A 21,784-nucleotide genomic window follows, 5' to 3' on the forward strand; every position below is an offset into this window, starting at 1 on the left:
TTATTGTTGGCAAAGTTTTTTAACTTTGTGAAAAATTGAACGTTCAGAGTACATGGAAGTTTTAGCGTTTAAATGCCAAGAAAAAGCTATATATTGCCAATACTTATTACATTGTTACTAATAACTGCTTGCCAAAATAAAAGCAATAAGGAATTCACAATTTGGATTGGAGGTGCACCTCAGGAAATTGACTTTTGGCAAAAAATTGTAGGTAGGTATAACCAGATTTCAGGCAATAATGCAGTACTAATCAGACAACCTACATATACCGACCAGCGTAGACAAAGCTTAATCGTTTCACTTGAAGCAAAACAGCCCAATCCCGATTTATTTTTGATGGACGTTGTGTGGATTAATCAATTTGCTAAATCGAATTGGTTAGAACCGCTAAATAAATATATTGAACGTGATAATTATTCAATCGATAAGTTTTTCGAAAGGGTAATTAATTCTGTTGATAAGCTTGAAAGAAATATTTATGCACTGCCTATATTTTTGGATGTTGGGCTTTTATATTATAGAAAGGATTTGTTGAAAAAATATGGTTTTGCTAACCCCCCACAAACTTGGAAGCAACTGATTAACTTAGCAAAATTAGTTCAACGAAAAGAACGAGAAATAAATAAAGATTTTTATGGCTTTGTCTGGCAGGGTGCCCAATACGAGGGGCTGATATGCAACTTTATGGAATTTATCTATTCTTTTGGGGGTTCAATTACAAATGAAAATAAAATTCAATTAATCACTTACGCAAACACAAGTGCGCTTACATTTATGCATAATCTTATCTACAAATACAAAATTTCACCATTAAATACTTATACCGAAATGAGAGAAGAAGAGGTTAGACGTTCGTTTCAAAATGGCAATGCACTTTTTGAAAGAAATTGGACATATGCATGGAATCAGCATCAAAGCAGCGGTTCATCAGTAAAAGGAAAGGTTGGAATTGCAGAACTACCGCATGAAGAAGGATCTAGTTCAGCTTCAGCCTTAGGGGGCTGGCATGTCGGATTGTCAAAATATTCTGATGTAAAATATGAAGCGTGGGATTTTATTAAGTTCATTACTTCTTACGAAATACAAAAAAAACTGCTACTCGATATAGGGTGGAATCCAAGTCGAAAAGATATCTATAGCGATTCTGTTCTATTAAATCAAATCCCACGTCTAAAAATATTATACGAAGCTTTCAATCATTCGGTACCGAGACCTGTAATTCCATATTACACACAGGTTTCAGAAATAATGCAGAGATACATAAACAACTGCCTGGCCAATAAAATTACTCCCGAAGAGGCTATTTCAAATATGCAAACAGAGATTGATAAAGTTACGGCTAATTATGAAAGTCATTAAAAATATTTTTATTAATAGCGAGACCCAAACCGCTTACTTGTTTAATCTCCCACTGGTTATTACTACTATAATATTTATCTTTCTGCCTGTTGTGGGCACAATAATTACAAGTCTTTTTCGAGATGTAACTTATCTTCCCGGAAAGTTTTTGCTCTTTGCAAATTATAAAAGAGCTTTAAGTGACCCACATTTTTGGCAGTCGGTTCAGTTTACTCTTTTGTTTGTGTTTTTTTCTGTATCGTTTGAACTACTTTTAGGATTAGTTTTTGCACTTCTCTTAAATGAAACAATTCCCGGCAAAGGATTTTTAAGAGTTGTAGTTCTTATTCCCTGGGCAGTACCTGTAGCAATTTCGGCAAGAGTTTGGCAGTTAATTTATCACTTTGATTATGGTCTGCTTAATTATTTTGTTCTAAAGCTTGGCATATCAAACGATAATGTAAATTGGCTGGGCTCTTCAGCTGGTGCATTTATTTCTATTGTTTTAAGTGATGTTTGGAAAACAACTCCATTTATAACGATAATTTTGTTAGCAGGTCTATCAACAATTCCTAAGGAATTATATGAACAAGCTGAAATAGACGGCACAAATTTTCTTCAGCGATTTTTTAAGATAACACTGCCGCTTATAAAACCTGTTATTGTTGTTGCACTTTTGTTTAGAACAATAGACGCTATTAGAATTTTCGATCTTATTTATGTTTTAACTGGTGGTGGACCAGGAGGCAGCACTACATCAATCTCGTTATATGCATATAATTACTTTGCTTCGGGTGACTTTGGTTATGGTTCGGCGGTTTCGGTGATTGTTTTTATTCTTGCTGCTGTACTTGCAGTACTTTATATGCACTTCGGTCAATTTAGAGAGGTAATAAAATGAAAGAGAGTGCTTGGATTAAACTACTAAAATTTTCTGGGGCAATATTTTTACTGATATTTTGTCTTTCACCATTTATATGGATGCTGATTATTTCTTTCAGCACCAGGCCGGACTTTTTATCAGCACGGATACAATTTATTCCTACAATTAACAATTATGCACAAATTATTTTTAACAAATCTTTTCATCTTTTTGATTATTTAAAAAACAGTGTTGTGGTATCTCTACTCTCAGCATTTCTTGCAATGTTTTTTGCAAGCTTATCGGCTTACGCAATTACTAGGCTAAACTTCCCAGGAAGAATTTTTATTCCACTACTGCTGTTAAGCGTATCAATGTTTCCGCAAATTAGTATTGTCGGTTATTTATTTAAACTGCTCACCTTTCTTGGATGGATAAACACGTACTATTCATTAATTTTTCCTTATCTTACACTTGGTCTTCCTCTTGCATTTTGGATTATGCTGAGCTACTTTTCACAATTACCCATAGAGCTTGACAACGCCGCTTTAATTGATGGTGCAACGCGGTTCCAAATACTTCGCAAAATCATTCTTCCCGTTTCCCTTCCAGGATTACTCTCGACTTTTATTTTGATTTTTATTTATTCATTTAATGAATTCCTTCTTGCACTTATGTTTACAATTGATTATAAAGCTAGAACCATTCCAGTTGGAATTGCAATGTTCGAAGGTTTTTATGGACAGGTTCCTTGGGGTTACATCATGGCTGCGTCGGTTATATCAATTATTCCCATGATAATTTTGATAGCCTTTTTCCAGAAATATATTGTTCGTGGATTAACAGAAGGCACCGTTAAAGAATAAGTTAACCCCAAATTTTTCACCAGCCTGCGCAGACAGATTAGAAAAGTTTGGGTTGAACTCTCATGAGTTTTTTGGGTTAATATAATTTTCTAATGCACAGTCTGAGTTAAAAAGTTTGTTTGCAAAAGAATTTTAGCAGAAAAAAGCCTTTGCAAGTTTAATTTAAGTCATTTAATATGGCTTTAAGTTTATCAATTGATGTCTGCCAATTATTCATTTTTATTTTTTCACGCTCTATAATTTCTTGTGGAGCTTTAGAGACAAAGTTTTGGTTGCTTAATTTTTTTTGTACGCTTTCTAAAGAACTGCTTAATCTTTTAATCTCTTTTTCAATTCTTGCACGTTCAATATTAATATCAATTATTCCTTCTAAGGGGATATATACTTCACAATTTTTTATAACCGCTGATGCGCTGGTCTTAGGTTTTTTCATCTGCGAATTGGTTTCTAATCCGTCAATTTTTACAAGAGATTTTATGTACTTACTTTGATCTTCGTTTAATTTATCCGTTTTTAAAAAAACTTTTATTGACTTAGATGGTGGTATGTTCATTTCCCCGCGGATATTTCTAATTGCCGTAACAACATCCTGAACAAACTGCATTTCTTCTTCAGCTGTTTCATCAATATGGGCATCGTAATTTAATGGAAACTGAGCAACTGAAATACTTTCGCCATCTTTTCTTTCGTCGAGTAATTGCCAAATTTCCTCGGTTATAAAAGGCATAAAAGGGTGAACAAGTTTTAGCATTTCTTCAAATAGTGAAATTGCGCGGCTGAGTACAGCAGATTTTTCTTCATCGGTGCCGTTGTAAAGTCTTTGTTTTGAAAGTTCAACGTACCAATCACAGAAATCATTCCACACGTAAGAATAAATAATTTTAATTGCGTTGTTAATTTCATAACTATCGATAGCTTTAGTAAACAAATCAATAGTTTTCTTGAAACGAGATTGTATCCATTTATCAGTAAAATCCAAATGTTTATTAATTAGTTCTTTATTAACAGGAATATTTTGTGCATTCATTAAAAGAAATCTTCCTGCGTTCCAAATTTTATTTGCAAAATTTCTCCCAAGCTCAAGTTTATCACTGCTGAAAAGTACATCTTGTCCAAGCGGTGCTATGTAAATCATTGTAAATCGAAGAGCATCAGCACCGTATTCAGAAATCAAATCTAATGGGTCTGGAGAATTGCCAAGTGACTTGCTCATTCTTCGTCCTTGTTCATCTCTAACGGTACTGGTAAAGTAAACATCCTTAAAAGGAATTTCTTTTTTGTAGTGCATTCCGGCTATTATCATTCTTGCAACCCAGAAAAAAATTATATCTGGGGCAGTAACAAGCAAATCGGTTGGATAGTAATAATCTTGTTCTTCTTTACTTTTGAACACATCAAAAGCCCATAACCAACTTGAGGCCCAGGTATCAAGAACATCTTCATCTTGTCGTAATTTAGCAGAGTTGCAGTATGGGCACACTCTTGGCTCTTCAACTGAAACGATTGGTTTTTTACAGTTAATATTTTCAGATTCATCGTTCTGGCAGTACCAAACTGGTATTCGGTGCCCCCACCACAATTGCCGCGAAATACACCAATCTTTAATGTTCGACATCCAATGTTCGTAAGTTTTTACCCAATGCTCTGGATAAAATTTTATCTTTCCTTCAAGTACAACATTCAGGGCTGGTCTTGCTAATTCGTCCATTTTCATAAACCACTGTTCAGATAAATATGGTTCGATAGGAACATTACCTCGTTGAGAGTAACCAATTTTAGTCGTGTAATCTTCAATTTTTTCTAAAAGACCAAGTTGCTGCAATTTGTCAACAACTTTTTTACGCACTTCATAACGGTCCATATTTTGAAATTCTGATGGGACATTCTCATTTGTTGTTGCGTCTTCGTTAAAAATGTTTACAATTTCAAGATTATGACGCATACCCATCTCATAATCGTTAACATCATGTGCGGGGGTTACTTTTACTGCGCCGGTACCAAAATTCTTATCTACATACTCATCAGCAAAGAGCGGTATTTCTCTTTTTACAATGGGTAAAATAATTTTTTTGCCTATTAATTTTTTATAACGTTCATCTTCTGGATTAACTGCAACACCTGTATCACCAAGCATTGTTTCTGGTCTAGTGGTAGCAACAACTACAAATTCATTGGAGCCTTTTACTGGATACTTAAAATACCACAACTTCCCTTTTACTTCTTTATAAAAAACTTCTTCGTCAGATATAGCCGACCTTGTAGCAGGGTCCCAATTCACCATTCTATAGCCGCGATAGATATATCCTTTATGGTAAAGATCCACAAATGTTTCAATCACTCGTTTATAATAATGGTCGTCCATAGTAAACCGTTCTCTGTTCCAATCGCAGCTTACGCCAAGCTTTTTTAATTGTTGAATTATTATCCCGCCATATTTTTCTTTCCATTCCCAGCAATATTTTAAAAATTCTTCTCTTGTTAAATCTCTTTTGTTGATTCCTTTTTCTTTTAAATAATGAACTACTTTGGATTCAGTTGCAATTGAAGCATGGTCCGTCCCAGGTACCCAACAGGCATTATAACCACACATTCTTTTGTAGCGAATGTATATATCCTGAATAGTATTGTTGAGAATATGACCCATGTGAAGTATGCCGGTGATATTTGGAGGCGGGATTACAATTGTGTACGGTTTTTTACTTTTATCAATTTCAGAATGATAAAGATTATGCCTGTACCAGTAGCTGTACCACTTATCTTCAATATCTTTTGGATTGTAAATCTTAGGAATATCAGCAAAGTTTTTTAATGCCATAGTTAATTCCACAAATTCATTTGAAAATTGTGTGTAAATATACAAAAAAAGAGAGCGGCTTAATTGTTAACTATAGCTTTTTCTATTGTAATTATTGTATGAATTAAGTAGAAGATAATAAAGAAAATTAATAAAACAATAGCAGGGTTTTACGTATTAATCTTCAGTAAAATGATTACTGCTAATATTACAGCGGTGAACAATTACATTAAACCCAAATGAGCCCATCTGAGAATTAATAAGCACGTAAGTCGGAACGGCGTTCCGACTTACTATAAATCGGTTTGCTATCCGACCGGATTAAAGAATATTAACAAAAATACAAAGCTTATCAGGGTTAACTTGAAACTTGGTTGTTAACTGCTGAACATTCTCACCTAATGCAATCCCATTATCCAATAATAAAATGATTTACACTTTTAAAACGTTTCATTATATTATTTACCAAATATATAATGAAGTTCTTTTACTTAAGTATATTTTAAAATCACAAAAGAAAGGGAAGTTTACAGAAACAATTATACTTTAATTAAAATGTGCACAGACGGTTTTAATGGTAAAATAGAAAATTATTGGAAGTTTCAAAGCTTCGCTATAAGTGAAACAGTATATTCTCCAAATGCAGTTTTAGAGCCGCATATTCATACCTTCCCTATATTATCAGTAATAGTTGAAGGGGAATTAACAGAACAAATTGAAAACAAGGAGATAAGGCTTTCTTATTCCTCTTTAATTTATAAGCCGGCTGGTGAAATGCATTCAAATAAGTTTCACAAAGAGGGGGCAAGATGTTTAAATATACAATTAAGTCAAGACTGGCTTGAGAAGCTTCAATCCACTGGATTGGATTATACTAAGGTTTTAAGCTCTTCAAAACAATCAAATACCTCAACTCTTGCTCGTCTTAAAAACGAACTAAAAATTAACGACACATATTCTGAAAAGATAATAGAGGGCTTAATAATTGAACTGTTTGCTGACTTAACAAGACCAAATAATTTAGCCGATGAAAAACATAACCCACCACTTTGGTTAAAAACTATTATCAACTATATGGACGCAAATCCTGAAGATAAATTGTCTATAGGTAATTTAGCCGAAATGGTAGGTGTTCACCCTGTACATTTTATTAATACTTTCCGAAAGCATTACAATATGACCCCAGCGGAGTATTTAAGACAGAAAAAAATTGAGCTCATATGTAAAGATTTATCAACCACTAATAATTCTTTATTAGATATTATCTTTAAATATAATTTTTCCGATCAATCGCATTTCATCAAGTTCTTCAAAAAATATCTTGGCATTACTCCTTCCCAATACATAAGCATTCAAAAAAATTATAATAGAAATTAATTTTTTACAATAGCATTAATTTTTTACAATACAATGTTTTTCTTCGATATTAAGTTCAGTTTATGTTTAAAGACAGATTATCTTATATGTAATTAACTATAAAGACTCAATTCCACTTTAATTAAATAATCAATTATAAACAAACCAAGAGGGGAGCAAATGAAAAAAATCCTTACATTTTTTCTTTTTCTATTGTTTATCCCCATTATGATAATGGGGCAGGGCGCAACAACAATTAAAGGAAAGGTAACGGATTCAGATGGTAGCCCATTACCTGGTGCTAATGTTGTAATTAAAGCACTAAATATTGGTACGGCTACAGACATCAATGGCAATTATACTATTGATGTGCCAGCAAGTATGTCGCACGGCCAAACCGTTGCTCTTACAGCAAGCTTCGTTGGCTATAAATCAGTTACTGTTAATGTGACATTAAGCGGTAAAACAATAGAACAGAATTTTACGTTACAGACTGATGTTTTTCAGAGTGAACAGGTAGTTGTAACTGGTATAGCGAACAAGCGTTCTAAAGGTGTAGCTGAAGTGTCCGTTTCCAGAATGAACGCTGTTGACTATTCTGCTACTAATTCTTATCAATCTTTCTCACAGCTTATTGCTGGAAAAGTTAGCGGCATTCAATTAACTCCAACTTCGGGGAATGCTGGAGCTGGATTCAGATTTTATGTTAGAGCAGGTGGTGGTATTAATGGAAATGAACAGCCTGTTATTTATTTGGACGGCGTTAGACTTTTCGATGCAGAATTAGGTGCATTTGGAGTTGGTGGACAAGGAATCAGCTCGCTATCTTCTTTAAATCCAGATGACATCGCTAATATCGAAGTACTAAAGGGTCCTGCAGCAGCATCTACTTACGGTGTTAATGGTTCTAACGGAGTAGTATTAATTACAACCAAAAGTGGCTCAGCTATGCCTGGCGGAAGAGGACTTTCAATTAATTACAGATACAATTATGGATTTAATGAACAATCGAAAAAGTATAGTACTGATAATTTTTTCTCCGCTAATGATGCAAATTCTATATTTATTAAAGGATATATCCGCGAACATTCAGTTGATATTTCAGGCGGCGGCAATCAAATTAGATATTATGGGTCTTTCACTAGCAGGTACGAAGGAGGTATCTTACCCAATACCGACTTAAACAGAAAATCATTAAAGGCAAACATCTCGGCATTCCCAAGCGATAAGTTGACTTTAAGACTTAACAGCACATTTAATTATAATGATATAAATCGTCCTCAAAACGATAATAATATTTTAGGCTTTTTAGGCAACACGCTCCTGTTTCCTACTTCTTGGCAATTTACAGACAGCTTGGCTGTAAGAGGCTTAACGGACATAAATAGAGAAGATCAATTTATAGGTAACTTCCAAGCAACTTACACTCCAATTGAAAATCTTGAGCTTAATGCTAGTGTTGGCGTTGATAATTCAACTTCAAGAGAGGATAGAACTTTTCCAGCAAATTTAATTTACTCTGGTCGTACACGCGGCGAAAGAGATGTTTACAACAACGAAAATAAACAGTTTACTTACGACCTAAATGCTAAATACAATTACAATATTACCGATGAATTAAAAGCAACATCTATTGTTGGTGTCCAATTATTCAACAGATCATTTAGAAGTGCATTTCTTGGAAGTCAAACTTTTGCTACTGAGTTAATTACAAACGTTGGTGCTGGTTCAACTGTAAATCTTTACGGCGAAGGTTTTATAAATACTCGCGATGCAGGTATATTTACAGATAACTCATTTAGTTTTCAGGACAGATACTTCTTTACAATAGGAGTTAGAGAAGATTTTGCAAGTTCAATCGGCGCTGAAGCTCCTTCAGTAATTTACCCGCATGCCAGTGCTGCTGTAAGATTAGATAGACTCGGTCTCGTACCAAACGATTTCTTCAGCTTATTTAAACTTAGAGCGGCATACGGTGAAACTGGTCAACTACCTCAACCTACAGACCCAATTCCATTATTATGGGGTGCAACTACTGGCGGCTACGGCGGCGGTGCTACTATTGTTAACATCGGTAACCCAGCAATTAAACCGGAAAGAATAAAAGAATTTGAAGTTGGATTTGATGCTGAGTTCTTAAATATGTTTTCTTTAGAATTTACTTATTATCGTCAAAATGCTAATAATTCTATTGTTGGATTTAATAATGCACCGACTACAGGTCTGACCGCTTCCTCTGTCCCAATTAATGTCGGCTCAATTAAAGCCTGGGGTTTTGAATCTTTATTGCAAGCAAACTTGTTAAGAAGTGCCGATTACTCTTTGGACTTGAGTTTTATTTGGAACTATCAAACAAACGAAGTAACTAGCATAGGAGGAGCCCAACCTATTTTCGATGGCTTTAACCAAAATGTAATTAAAGAAGGTTTACCTAAACATGAGTTTTACTTAATAAAAGTAAATGGCGCAAAATTTGATGCTAACGGTAAATATGCTGGTCCAGATGTAACTACTGACAGATTCGATTTTGGCAACCCAATTCCAAATCATACCGGTTCGTTTACACTAAACTTCCGCTTCTTCAAAAACTTTAATTTGTACGTACTGGCAGATTGGGCATTAAAGAGAAAAATGATAAATGATACTGAGCGTTTTGCTACTAGATTCGGTAATAATCCAGAATATCAAAAACTTAAAAACCAACTGGGCTTAGCTACTGGTTCACAAAAAGATCCTAATATTACACCTTTTAACCCAGGTACACCAGAATACATAGCTGCTGCTAATGCTTATGCAAAGTTGGATGGAAATTATCCCTCCAATTATGTAGAAGATGCACAATTCTTCAAATTAAGAGAGCTCAGTATAAGCTACAGCTTCAGAGATTTATTAGTAGATTTTTTAGGCCAGTATGGAGTTAAAGATATAGTTTTAGGTTTCTCCGCAAGAAACTTATTTACAATTACTCCTTATACCGGTTCCGACGTAGAGCTCAATTCAAACGGAAGTCGGAGCTTAACAAGAGGCTGGGATTTTCTAACACTACAGAACCCCAGAGTTTTAAACATGTGGATGAGAGTATCATTTTAACTATAAGGAGAATAGTAATGAAAAACATAAAAATATTTTTAATAATTACTTTAGTAGCAATATTAAGCTCATGCAAAGACTATGTGACAAGTATAGACCCTCTTATTGACCAAATTGAGGATGCAAGGTTGAATAATCAAAGCCAAATTCCATTTCTTATTGCTGGCGTTCAAACACGTTTTGCATTTGCTACTACACAACTAAACAATATAGCTGATGGTTTATCAGACGCTTTCATTTTTGATCAAAATGTGCCAAATGCTACTTTTCCGACTTACTTAGATATAGACCGTGGTCAAATCTTAACTGATAATAACTCTGTAAGAAACGTTTACACTCCACTTGGTCAATATCGTTTTTATGCTGATAACCTAATTGACAGGGTTAATAAAATCACAATTACAGATAACAATTTAAAAAATCAAGCCTTGTATACCGGCTACTTTTATGGAGCGTATGCCAGATATCAGTATGCTACATACTTCGGTAAAGCACAAACTACAGGTGGCTCTCCAATTGATGCCGGACCATTTTTGTCTTCTAACGAATTATATGACCAGGCAATTAGTCGCTTTAAAGAGGCATTAAAATACACTACAGATGCAAAGAACATTAGAATTGTAAATTCATGTATTGCTCGTGCTTACCTTTACAAAGGTGATTATGCAAATGCAGCTACTTATGCTAAACAAGGAATGGTTAATGGCGACCCTCCATTCCAAGCACTGCATAATGTACAGCAGAGCTCAGATTACTGGGGTAACTCGGGCAATGGCAGAACGCAATTTGTTTGCGACTTTAGATTTAAAGCCTATATTGATGCTGACCCAAATGAAGCAAATAGAATTAAACTTGCTACTAAATTAGGTAACGATAAAAAGACTACTTATTATTATCAGGTAAAATACCCTACTAACGATTCACCAGAAATTGAAATGACATGGCAGGAAAACAATCTGATGTTAGCTGAACTTGCACTTCGCGGACAGTCAACAGGCGATCCGGTAGCTTTGGTGAATGAAGTAAGAGCCTCTCACAGTATAGCACCATTGGCAGCTGTTGACCTTGATGTAATTTATACTGAACGCGATAAAGAATTGTTCTGCACAGGCAGCCGTTTGCCAGACGAAAGGAGATTTAATAAATGGCATTTAGGTGCCGGTACTTGGCAATATTTCCCGATTACTATCGATGAGATAAATAGTAATCATAACCTGTAGTCCTTTTCTCCATTTAATTGATTAGAAAGGCTGTAAATTATTTGCAGCCTTTCTTTTTTATTTCTAAAAAGAAGAAGGAGAGCAAAATGAGAATATTTTTTCCGAAAGGATTTCTGCCTATAATCCTTATGCTGTCGGCTGCACCTGCCTTCTGCCAAAACAATTTTTTTAATCGAGATGAAACAATTTATAAAATGGTTAATGAGATTTCTGCTGATACTTTAAGATACGACATTGAAAAACTAGTTGGATTTAAAACTCGACACACATTAAGCAATACAACAAGTGAGATTGAAGGTATTGGCGCTGCAAGAAGATGGGTTAAATCTCAATTTGAAAAGTATGCTATGAATTCTAACGGCAGACTTTCAGTTTCTTTCGATTCATTTTTTGTTGAGCCAGATAACAGAAGAATTACTCGTCGTGTAGAATTAAAAAATGTAATTGCAACATTAAAAGGAACAGATAGTACTGATAACAGAATTGTTGTAGTAGGTGCTCATTTAGATTCAAGGGCAACAGATGTGTTAGACTCCACATCTTTTGCGCCAGGTGCTGATGACGACGCTTCAGGTGTTGCTTTAGTTTTGGAACTTGCTCGTGTTATGTCTAAAATGGAATTCACTTCAACAATTGTTTTTGCTGTTTTTTCAGGGGAAGAGCAAGGGTTGTTCGGCTCAAAGCATTTAGCAGAGAAAGCAAAAAGCAATAATTGGAATATCATTGCTATGCTTAATAATGATATTGTTGGTAGCAGCGGTCCTTCTAGCGATACTTTTCTTAAAAATAATCTTGAAGTCAGAGTTTTCAGCGAAGGAATTCCTTCTTTTGAAACAGACTTTGAAGCAAGAATAAGGAAAATGACAGGTTTGGAAAACGACAGCAAATCAAGACAATTAGCAAGATATATTAAAGAAATCGCAGAAAGATACGTTAATCAATTATCCATTAATTTGATTTACAGAAGTGACCGTTTTTTACGTGGGGGTGACCATACCCCATTTAACATGAACGGGTTCCCCGCTGTAAGATTCTGCGAAGCAAATGAGAATTATGATCATCAACATCAAAATGTACGCATGGTGGGAAATAAACAGTATGGCGATTTAATCGAGTTTCTCGATTTTGAATACTTAAAGAAAATTGCAGGTGCAAATTTAGCTACCATTGCAAACTTATCTTTAGCATGTGATTCTCCAAGAAATGTAATTATAGAAGTAAAAGACCTAACAAATTTTACAACTTTAAGATGGGAAAGGCCAAAGGGAAAAATTCCTTATGGATTTTTTGTACTAATCCGAAAAACATCAGCTCCAATTTGGGAAAAGAAAATTTTTGTTAAAGATAATTCGGTGACTATTCCGTACTCAAAAGATAATTTTATTTTTGCTGTTCAATCTGTTGATGAACAAGGGCATGAAAGTCTCCCGGTTATACCTGTCCCCTCTTCTAAATAATTTCAACACAAATGTAGGGTTGTCTAAAAGGCAAATTATTTATTCCTTGTTGTTCAACAACAATTTTTAGACAACCCTAATTGAAGTTATCCACGCTCATATTAACCCAAAAAATTCATGAGAATTCACCGCCTTGTGGCATGTCATCATAGTTATTATTACCATTTATGTAACTTGTTTAACCCACCTTTCACGAAGTGTGGGAATCCACCCACGAAGTGGTGGATTTCCATTTTCATAACCTGCCAGCAACTGGTGGAAAACTTGAGTTAAACTTTACAGACCGAATACTACCCCAGCTAACAAGTTGATGCCAGTTGACTTAATTTTTTGATCTCTAATACCTGTATCTTGATACCAGCCTTGTTTGCCTGTATCGTTCAAAACATCAGACAAGCCAAGCGAATAACGCGCGTCAAATATTATCTTAGTACGAGGTGCAACGCTGAAACTAACGCCAGCTCCCAAATCTATTCCAAAATTAGTAGAGCTTACTTGGTCTTTTATGTCTGTCTCTTCACCGCCGGATTCACCTTTTGCAGATAAAATAAAAGCTAAATTCGGTCCTGCAAATGCATAAGGTGTTACAACACCACCAGCTGGTATGTTAACCTTAAAAAGCACAGGAATTGCTAAAGAAGAAACCTTTATAGTTGATTCCAAACCATTAGCACTTAATTTACTTCCTCCTTGTGTATATGTTGGCTCAATTTGTAAAGCAAAAATATCTGCGAATGCAATTTCTGCTAATGCTCCAAAATTTACCCCTGTTCTGCTTGATTTCTCTAACACAGAAGGTAAGTCAGGGTCAAAAGATAAATTTGCAATGCTCATTCCTGCTCTGACTCCAAGACTGAAAGTCGTTTGTGCGTTAATTTTATTGAAAACAATGAGCATGGAAACTATTAAAACTGATAGGTACACTTTTTTCATATAAGCTCCTCTTAGTTTTATTTTTTTTGTTTATGGTAATTCGTAACGAATACCCGTTGTTATAGCAACATAAAAGACAGTATTAGTTTTAGAAGTTGATTGACCTGTCCACCAATCGTATGTTTTTTCGCTGAAAAAGACAGGACCAAATTGTAGGTCGGCTGGTATGTAAAGGTTGTTTGCAACTTTGAAATTAGCTCCACCGCCAATTCTAATTCCAAAGTAAGGACCGCCAGAAACAAACCAAAGACTGAGTCCACCGTTAACATAAGGTTTTACTGTTGAACCAGGTATATCAAAGTAGTACTTAAAATAATCAGCCCACTCAATTGGTGTTCCACTCTGAGTGTTGATATTCAGTTCAGTACCAACAGCCATACCCTTACCGAAGAGGACTTCACCCATTGGTCCAATTTGAAAACCAGCTGAAGTACTTCCGCCACCGCTGCCAATTGACATACCAATTCTCCCTCCAATTAACCAACTTGTCCCTGAACTAGGAGGAAGCGGGTTTGGTGATGACAGATTGAATGAACTTTGTGCAGTTGTAATTAAATGTGGAGAGGTAATGAGCATTATTAAAAGTAGAGAAAATTTTATGAATAAATGATGAGATTTTTCTTCCATAAGCCCTCCTTTCATGTTAATGTAATTTTTTTAAAATAAAAAACTTGTATAGTGTAACCTAATATTTAGAATTAAAATTGTCAATCAATTATTATTTCTGGATACGAAATTTTTCCTATTATAAAATAATTTTATCTTACAAAAGAAATAACTACTTTGATTTTTTTAGATTGCTACAGTAGCGTTTGTAATTATTTTTCTTTTATTAATGAGTGCAAAGTTAGGTCATAAATATTTAGTATTTTTGTACAATATGAGTGGTAAAGTTAAAAAACCTGAGCTGATTGCCCCTGCGGGTGATTGGACAATGCTTATCGCTGCAATCAACAGCGGTGCCGATGCAATTTACTTTGGATTAGATAAGCTTAATATGAGAGCCAATGCAAAAAACTTTACATTGGACGATGTGCACTCTGTTGTATCTTTATGTAAAGAAAAAAAAGTTAAAGTTCACTTGGCTCTAAATAGCATCGTTTTTGAAAATGAAATTGAAGAATTAGATAAAATAATCTCGGAGGCAAAGGCTGCTGGGGTAGATATGATAATTTGCTGGGATACTTCAGTTATTATGAAGTGTATTGAACATAAAATTCCTTTTTGCGTAAGTACACAAGCATCAGTATCTAACTCATTAGCAGCAGAATTCTATCAAAAATTGGGCGCAAAAAGAATAGTTCTTGCAAGAGAATGTACTTTGGACAAAATAAGAGAGATAAAATCTAAAGTCGATGTAGAAATTGAAACTTTTGTTCATGGCGCTATGTGTGTTGCTGTAAGCGGCAGATGTTTTATGAGTCACGAAATTTTTAATAAGAGTGCAAACAGAGGAGAATGTATACAGCCATGCAGAAGAGAGTATGAAATTCGCGACATAGACGGCGGTTATTCATTATTGCTTGGACGAGATTATGTTATGTCGCCAAAAGACCTCTGCACTATTAACTTTATTGATAAATTAATTGAAGCTAAAATTGATGCTTTCAAGATTGAAGGAAGAAAAAGAAGTCCAGAATATATTTCTAAAGTAGTTTCTGTTTACAGACAAGCAATTGATTTGTATTTTGAAAATAAACTTGACGAGAAAACCAAACAAAATTTTTACAAAGAATTAGAAAAAGTATATAACCGCGGATTTTCAAACGGATTTTATTTCGGGGAACCTACAGGTTCTGATTTTTCAACTGCATATGGAAGCTCCGCTACTACAAGAAAAGTATATATTGGAAAAGTTTTGAATTACTACAAAAAAAGTAAAATCGCTTATATAAGTTTAGAAACTGGCAATATTAAAGTGGGAAGTTCGTTGTACATTATTGGAAAAACAACAGGTGTTGTTGAATTAAAACCGAACAAATTTATAAAGGACAACATTTCTGTTGAAGAAGCAATGAAAGGAGATAAAATAACATTTGAGTGTGAAGACTTAATACGAGAAAACGATAAAGTCTATAAAATTGTGAATGTGAAAGAAAATGCTACTTCCAATTAAGTTTTGGCGGACGATTAACACCATAACTTTGAATTGCTTCATCTATATTTTGAAAAGTTTTAAATACCTTATCCATACGAGTTAATACAAACATTAAAGATGGTGCTTCTTTATTGTAGACAAGTCTTAAATCCCCATTTAAAGAATTTACCCTTTTGAACAAAGAAACAATTGCGCCTAAAAAAGTAGAATCAACATATTCACACATACTAAGATCAACGATAAGTTTTACTGTGCCGTTATCTATGGTTTCGTTCACGAACTCCCTAAATTTTACAGCCTTTGCTAAAGTTGCTCTTATAAGGAAAACGTGAATTACAGCGACATCTTCGAATTTTTCAACTTTGAAATCCATGTAAGTATGTTATTATTCTTATCTTTTACTAAGCTAATATATAAATTATCCCTTTAATTTTATACAAAAATACTAATAACTGCCACATATCTATCCAATATATTTTTTATTTCGTTCCTAAATGGACTTAATCTATTTCTTTGTTCTTTATCCTATAAATATTTTGTCCTGAGGGGACAATAAAGCTTTGATTATGCATAAACCAATGTAATCCCTTTAGGGATTATATAGTTATAGAATAAATAAACATCAAACTGAAGTTAAAAGTCCCGTAGGGACGAGATAGGGTTTGATTAACAAGACAAGTAGAATAGTCCAAAATCATGAAGTTTTCTAAATTTATTTGGTAATTCATCCCTTCGGGATTTGATTTCAAAATTATTTTGGACAGCAGCGAACTGCCAAAATAAAGGATTGTTTAGCATAATCGAGAAGAATGATATTTTAAAATAAAGAAGGCGAAGAACCAATTTTTTATTTGTTTCTTCGCCGCTCTTAAGGACGGAGGGTACTTTCTATTACTCAATTTGAATGCCATAAAATTAACTTTGTAAACTCACGACTAAATATTAAAATATAGAGAAGAAACTATAGGTGCGTGTTCAACACGATGATTATTCTCAAATAACACTGCGAATTTTTTTCATTCTGTATGAATAGCATTCGTAGAGGGTATAAAGTCAGTTAATTATATCCTCTGAATGATTTTGATGTATCCCCTAAAAAATCTTTTTTGAAGTAACCCAACTCTATGAAGTCATTGTGGAATATTAGGATTAATAATGGTGTTAACATTCATTCTATCTTGAACAAATCAATACTTTCACATTTTGCATTCTGAGTCCGAGATTGTTTGTTTCATTCTACTTTCTTGGACTATCCGTTAAAACTTAATTCCAGCAGAAAAGAAATGGACTTCAGTTAAGCGTCCATAATCTTCATAAGCATAATCGAATATAAAAGTAATGTAATTTGCTAATCTATAGTTAAAGCCTATTCCGAGTGTAAGTCCTTTTTCGCTATCTCTTTCAAAAAGGGCGTTCCAGCCAGCTCTAATAAATACACTTTCATTCCATGCAAATTCGGCACCTGAATTAATATACTCAGTATGGTCATTGGGATGAACTGCATCAACAGCAAGTGTTAATCTGCTATCATTATGTTTTATAATATCGGATGACAAACCGAATCTAAATAAAAGAGGTAAATCGAATTCATCAAGTTCTAAGTGAGAATTAATTAGATTATCGCCGCCAGCACCCGAGCGAGTAATAACAATTGCATCTCTGCCTTCAAGCCTCATTTTTGTTCCGAAATTAGAAATACTTGCTGCAATTCTTAACTCATTTAATATTGGAATTCTGTAGATAGTACCAACATCTACAGCAAAGCCAGTTGAACTCATATTATAAATAAATTCACGGATATATTTTGCGTTAAAGCCAATTGAGAAGTTATCTGTTAAATATCTTGCGTAGCTTAGACCAATAACCATTGAGCCCACATCAAAAAATTCACCAGTACCTTGTGGTCTTTCAATTGTTCTTACTGGCATTTCATCTACTGACAAGACTGTTACAGAAGCACCTAATGTTCCAAAGCCTTCAATGTTGGATGCAAAAGATGCATAGTCAAAACCAATGTCGGCATAAAGTAGTGCATGATTAAAATAGGCTTCGTTAGATTTTAAGCTTGCTAATCCACCCGGATTCCAATACATAGAAGTAATATCGTCTGCAACTGCAGTATAAGCGCCACCCATAGCGGTTGCTCTTCCGCCGACTCCAATTTTTAACACTTGTGCCGCAGTTGTACCTGTTTTGACAGTCTGAGCATTCATAATTGATTGGAAGACAATCAGAACAACTAGTAAGATTAAATTATTTGTTTTCATTAGTACCTCAGAAGTTAGACGAAAGTTATACTTCATTTTCACCTCTCGTCATTTTATCAAAGCAAATTTTATTAATTTTTCACCGATACCAGGTGCATCAATGTGAGCGATGTACAAGCCGTACGCTACACCAAAGCCATCTTTATTGAGCAAATTCCAATATTCCCTGCCGTTCGAATATGGTTCGTTGTGTTCTAACTGAGCCACCAATTCACCCGATAAAGTAAATATTCTTATAGTGCATTGGGGAGGCAGATTTTCAAAGTAAATTCTTCTTTCACCACGACTTTGGCTTGGTAATCTGTTCGCTGGTTCAATATCGTTGGCAGCTATATAAGGATTTGGAACAACATAAATATTACTTAGTGCATCTTTTGCTTTTTGGTTATCTACAAAACCTGGTGTGGTTTTAAGTGTGAATACATCATTTGTAGTAAATGGTCTTTTTGTAATAATATGCAGAACATCTCCATCTTTAGGCACAACCGTATCAGTTGCTGTTGCTTGTGCTATTGTAATTCCCCAGGTAAGTGTATCTGCAGTGGTTCCTTGTGCACCTGGTTGGAACAATACAATTTCATCTCCTCTTGTCCATGCGTTGTCGTTCACGGCTTTTTCATTAAGCAATGCTTTAACTGGTTGTGGAATTCCTGTGGTAACATCTTCTACTTTAAAATTAACTGGAATTTCTACAAGCTTTCCACTAACCACTTTTAATGCAGTGTATTCATTTTTACTTGAGAAAGTGATGTCGTAATCTGCCGGATAAAGTTTTTTTCTGTTAGCAGCTCCAACAGAAGAAAGTTTAACAGAAAAACCTATGTTTACCGAGCCTGTCCACCCCGACTTCTCCTCGTCAAATGCTAATGTTGGATAATCTTTTACTAATAAATTAATGCCATCGAAAACTGGATTATTGTCCTCACCATTTAGTGATGTACTTTGATAAACCGGGTAATAGCGATAAGTAATGATGTATTTACTGTTGTTTGGCATAGCTGAATTCTCTGTTCTTTTGATTTTACCAGTTTCAAGATTAAGGATGTAATCTACATCCCTTATATAACTTTTACCGGATTCATCTTTTACACTAAGATTTTCGTCATCTATTAGGTTCTTCTTTGTCAATGCGGTATACTTTGTATCGAACAAATAAAATTCTTCTCGCATTACATTAACACTCTCAACAGTATAATTTTTTTGCTGGATTTGTTTTCCGTCTTTTATCAAAGTATTACTAAATTTCAATGTGTATTGATTATCGATAACATTAAGGTCGTTAATAATTTTAAATTGGACTGTTCCATTACCAATTCCCTGATGGGCAAAATTTTCGTTTTTAATTGCAGGTGCAACATATCCACTTGTGCGTGGACCCGGGATAACTTGAACAGTATTATCATCGAACCTAAGCTGAGAAGTTATCGGGTCTACGGAAATTTTCTTTGTTGTTTCTGAAGGCGGAATACCAAGTGAATCACCATGGTCGTAAGCCACAACAGCATAATAATATGTTTGTCCATTTATTACATTATTACTGTCAACAAACGAATGGACTAAGCCTGTATTATCGCCCAAATAATAATTTATTCCTCTGTTTTGGTACGGTACAGGATGGTAGCCAAACCATTCATTTTTCAAATCCCATTTTGCATCAAACCCTTTTGTATCTTTTAGTGGTTGATAAAGGAATGGTGCACCTCTGCCATCAGTAATAGTTTTAATGTCACTAAAATCTGGTTCTGTACTTCTATAAATAACATACCCTTCAAAATCTTTACCTGTTATTGGGTCAACACTTTCTTCAGAAGAAGTATCCCAATATAAGGTAACTTTTTTATCTCCGGGTACAGCAGTAACTTTAGGTAGACTTGGCGGCTTGAAAAATCTATAATTTTTGTTGTAAATATCTTGAACTGTTTGAGCATTGACCAAAAGGTCATTTAAATCATCTCCAAATAAAAATGCCATAGAGATTCGTTTAGTTTCACCTTTTTTTAATGAAATATATCCGGAGCCGAAAATGAAAACTATATCTGTATTCTGTTGAATCTCACTAAAGTTTCCAGGTTTAGAACGATTCCACATTGATTCATCGTTAGAAATTTTATCCTCGTTCCAAGTCCAGCTATTAAAACTTGTCAACCCAATTTGGTCGGATTCATCAAGGTCGGTAAATTCAAAATTAGGTTCACCGGGATAAAGTGGGTCAGCTGAACCGTCTGGCAATCTTTTACCTCTTGTTGGTACACCGTCGCCTTCACCTTCATCACCCGTGTTAGGAATCCCATCTATTCCCACATCATCAGTTTCGGGATTCCAGTCGCCGTCGTTGTCGATACCGTCATCTTGTCTTTCATCTACCATACCATCACCGTCGTTATCAATGCCGTCATCACTGTTGCCTGGACTTTCAAGGAACTTGCAGCCCAGATATCCGAGGGGCAAGCCACGATCTCCTACACCATCAGGGTCCCAAAAGTAAACCATACTTCTTGCGTAAACTGGAATGTTATCTACATTAACTTTATCGGTGGAATAAGGCGGTATAAAAAAGCCATTGTCGTCATCATTATCGACACCACCAATATCTGGGTCGCCATAAATACCAAAAAAAACTGTATCTAAGTCTTTATCACTTACATTTGTAATTGAATAGACGAAAAAGATTGCATTTGCTGCTAAAGAATTACTCCATTGAAAAGCCCTCCCTTCTATTTGAATACCAATGCCTCTTCGAGTGGTATCATTAACAAAAGGGTAATACTTGAACTCGCGATTGTCACGGTCATCCATTACCCAAAATGTTTCTAAGTCGGCATTATTTTCGCCTTGAACCAAGTAGCCAGGCCAAACATATTCTCCTAAAGTCGGATTATACCAATTTCTTGGCCAGCTGTCGGGTTTACCATCATGGTCTTGGTCAATTGCCGGATTAGACGCCATATTAGGTTGATTGGGGTCGGCAAAACCAGGCAAAGGTTGCCATACCCATTTTTCACCAGTTGGGCTTTCTTCACGAAGACCATCATAATCATTAAGACCATCAGATATTATGTGAATTCTTTTGTTTGGGTTATCGGCTGATGGTACTGAAGCACCTATAATTGGGCAAAACTGAAATATATAGGGCAGATTGTTCCAGACAAGGTCTGAAATTTCTCTAATACCCCCAAGCCCTGCACCAATACCTCCATAATTAAAGACTTCTACTGTAATATTATTACCATTCATTAGGTAAGATTTACGGTCTTCCATCCCTGTTGTTTTTAAAAACCTTTTCTTATACTTATCCTTCGAAGTCAATCCCTTTAGAATTTTAACGCCTTCTTTCTGTGTGCCTTTGCTTTTACTTATATGCTGTTGAATTAAATTTGCAATTGCATCGTAACCTTCTGCTTTTTTCTTAATGTTGGTCTGAGAATAAGTAATCGTTGTACTGTATAACAGAAGAATTAAAAGCAGCGGAAGTATATTTGCATTATTGAAGTTCTTCATGATTT

Annotated in this window: 14 protein-coding genes; 8 read left to right on the top strand and 6 right to left on the bottom strand. The window is 34.9% G+C overall.

The genetic code is table 11. The annotated features are described in order from the left end of the window. The first annotated feature begins 72 nt into the window (after positions 1 to 72). The 3 genes from ABRY23_10360 to ABRY23_10370 are packed head-to-tail and all read left to right on the top strand — an operon-like array spanning position 73 to position 3,066. Positions 73 to 1,359, top strand: coding sequence for an ABC transporter substrate-binding protein (locus ABRY23_10360; protein MFA3783453.1), 1,287 nt, complete (start codon positions 73 to 75; stop codon positions 1,357 to 1,359). Continuing rightward, positions 1,346 to 2,239, top strand: a complete 894-nt coding sequence (locus ABRY23_10365) for a carbohydrate ABC transporter permease (GenBank protein MFA3783454.1) — start codon at positions 1,346 to 1,348, stop codon at positions 2,237 to 2,239. The genes ABRY23_10360 and ABRY23_10365 overlap by 14 nt, the downstream gene beginning before the upstream one ends. Further along, positions 2,236 to 3,066: a carbohydrate ABC transporter permease gene (locus tag ABRY23_10370; protein ID MFA3783455.1), complete on the top strand. Its 831-nt coding sequence runs from the start codon at positions 2,236 to 2,238 to the stop codon at positions 3,064 to 3,066. The genes ABRY23_10365 and ABRY23_10370 overlap by 4 nt, the downstream gene beginning before the upstream one ends. Positions 3,067 to 3,223: 157 nt before the next feature. Here the strand turns inward: ABRY23_10370 and ABRY23_10375 are convergent, their stop codons facing one another. Then, positions 3,224 to 5,881, bottom strand: coding sequence for a valine--tRNA ligase (locus tag ABRY23_10375; protein MFA3783456.1), 2,658 nt, complete (start codon positions 5,879 to 5,881; stop codon positions 3,224 to 3,226). Positions 5,882 to 6,415: 534 nt separating this feature from the next. On the opposite strand from ABRY23_10375, the gene ABRY23_10380 reads away from it, so the two are divergent. The 4 genes from ABRY23_10380 (at position 6,416) to ABRY23_10395 (ending at position 12,983) form a co-directional block, all read left to right on the top strand. Further along, positions 6,416 to 7,237 carry an AraC family transcriptional regulator gene (locus ABRY23_10380; GenBank protein ID MFA3783457.1) on the top strand — a complete coding sequence of 274 codons (822 nt, stop codon included), beginning with the start codon at positions 6,416 to 6,418 and terminating at the stop codon, positions 7,235 to 7,237. A gap of 159 nt (positions 7,238 to 7,396) precedes the next feature. Continuing rightward, positions 7,397 to 10,306, top strand: coding sequence for a TonB-dependent receptor domain-containing protein (locus tag ABRY23_10385; GenBank protein ID MFA3783458.1), 2,910 nt, complete (start codon positions 7,397 to 7,399; stop codon positions 10,304 to 10,306). Positions 10,307 to 10,323: 17 nt separating this feature from the next. Then, entirely contained in the window at positions 10,324 to 11,526 is a 1,203-nt protein-coding gene (locus ABRY23_10390) for a hypothetical protein (protein MFA3783459.1), read from the top strand. An 86-nt stretch (positions 11,527 to 11,612) separates the two neighbouring features. Continuing rightward, positions 11,613 to 12,983, top strand: coding sequence for a M20/M25/M40 family metallo-hydrolase (locus ABRY23_10395; GenBank protein ID MFA3783460.1), 1,371 nt, complete (start codon positions 11,613 to 11,615; stop codon positions 12,981 to 12,983). Positions 12,984 to 13,259: 276 nt separating this feature from the next. On the opposite strand, the gene ABRY23_10400 is transcribed toward ABRY23_10395, so the two are convergent. Beyond that, positions 13,260 to 13,916 carry a porin family protein gene (locus ABRY23_10400; GenBank protein MFA3783461.1) on the bottom strand — a complete coding sequence of 219 codons (657 nt, stop codon included), beginning with the start codon at positions 13,914 to 13,916 and terminating at the stop codon, positions 13,260 to 13,262. Between the two features lie 30 nt (positions 13,917 to 13,946). After that, complete coding sequence (locus tag ABRY23_10405; protein ID MFA3783462.1) at positions 13,947 to 14,543, bottom strand: hypothetical protein; 597 nt, start codon at positions 14,541 to 14,543, stop codon at positions 13,947 to 13,949. A 208-nt stretch (positions 14,544 to 14,751) separates the two neighbouring features. Between ABRY23_10405 and ABRY23_10410 the strand changes: the two genes are divergently transcribed. Then, positions 14,752 to 16,032 (top strand): peptidase U32 family protein, encoded by a 1,281-nt coding sequence (locus tag ABRY23_10410; protein ID MFA3783463.1) that lies wholly within the window; start codon positions 14,752 to 14,754, stop codon positions 16,030 to 16,032. On the opposite strand, the gene ABRY23_10415 is transcribed toward ABRY23_10410, so the two are convergent. The 3 genes from ABRY23_10415 to ABRY23_10425 form a co-directional block, all read right to left on the bottom strand. Beyond that, positions 16,019 to 16,387, bottom strand: a complete 369-nt coding sequence (locus ABRY23_10415; protein ID MFA3783464.1) for an STAS domain-containing protein — start codon at positions 16,385 to 16,387, stop codon at positions 16,019 to 16,021. The two genes, ABRY23_10410 and ABRY23_10415, sit on opposite strands and share 14 nt — an antisense overlap. An 883-nt stretch (positions 16,388 to 17,270) precedes the next feature. After that, a complete protein-coding gene (locus tag ABRY23_10420; protein MFA3783465.1) occupies positions 17,271 to 18,317 on the bottom strand; it encodes a PorV/PorQ family protein in 1,047 nt (348 codons plus the stop codon). Positions 18,318 to 18,329: 12 nt separating this feature from the next. Beyond that, the gene (locus ABRY23_10425) at positions 18,330 to 21,779 is read right to left on the bottom strand and encodes a hypothetical protein (protein ID MFA3783466.1); all 3,450 of its coding nucleotides are present in this window, start codon (positions 21,777 to 21,779) and stop codon (positions 18,330 to 18,332) included. Positions 21,780 to 21,784: the final 5 nt, after the last annotated feature.

Source organism: Melioribacteraceae bacterium 4301-Me (assembly GCA_041538185.1).
GTDB lineage: Bacteria > Bacteroidota > Ignavibacteria > Ignavibacteriales > Melioribacteraceae > Pyranulibacter > Pyranulibacter aquaticus.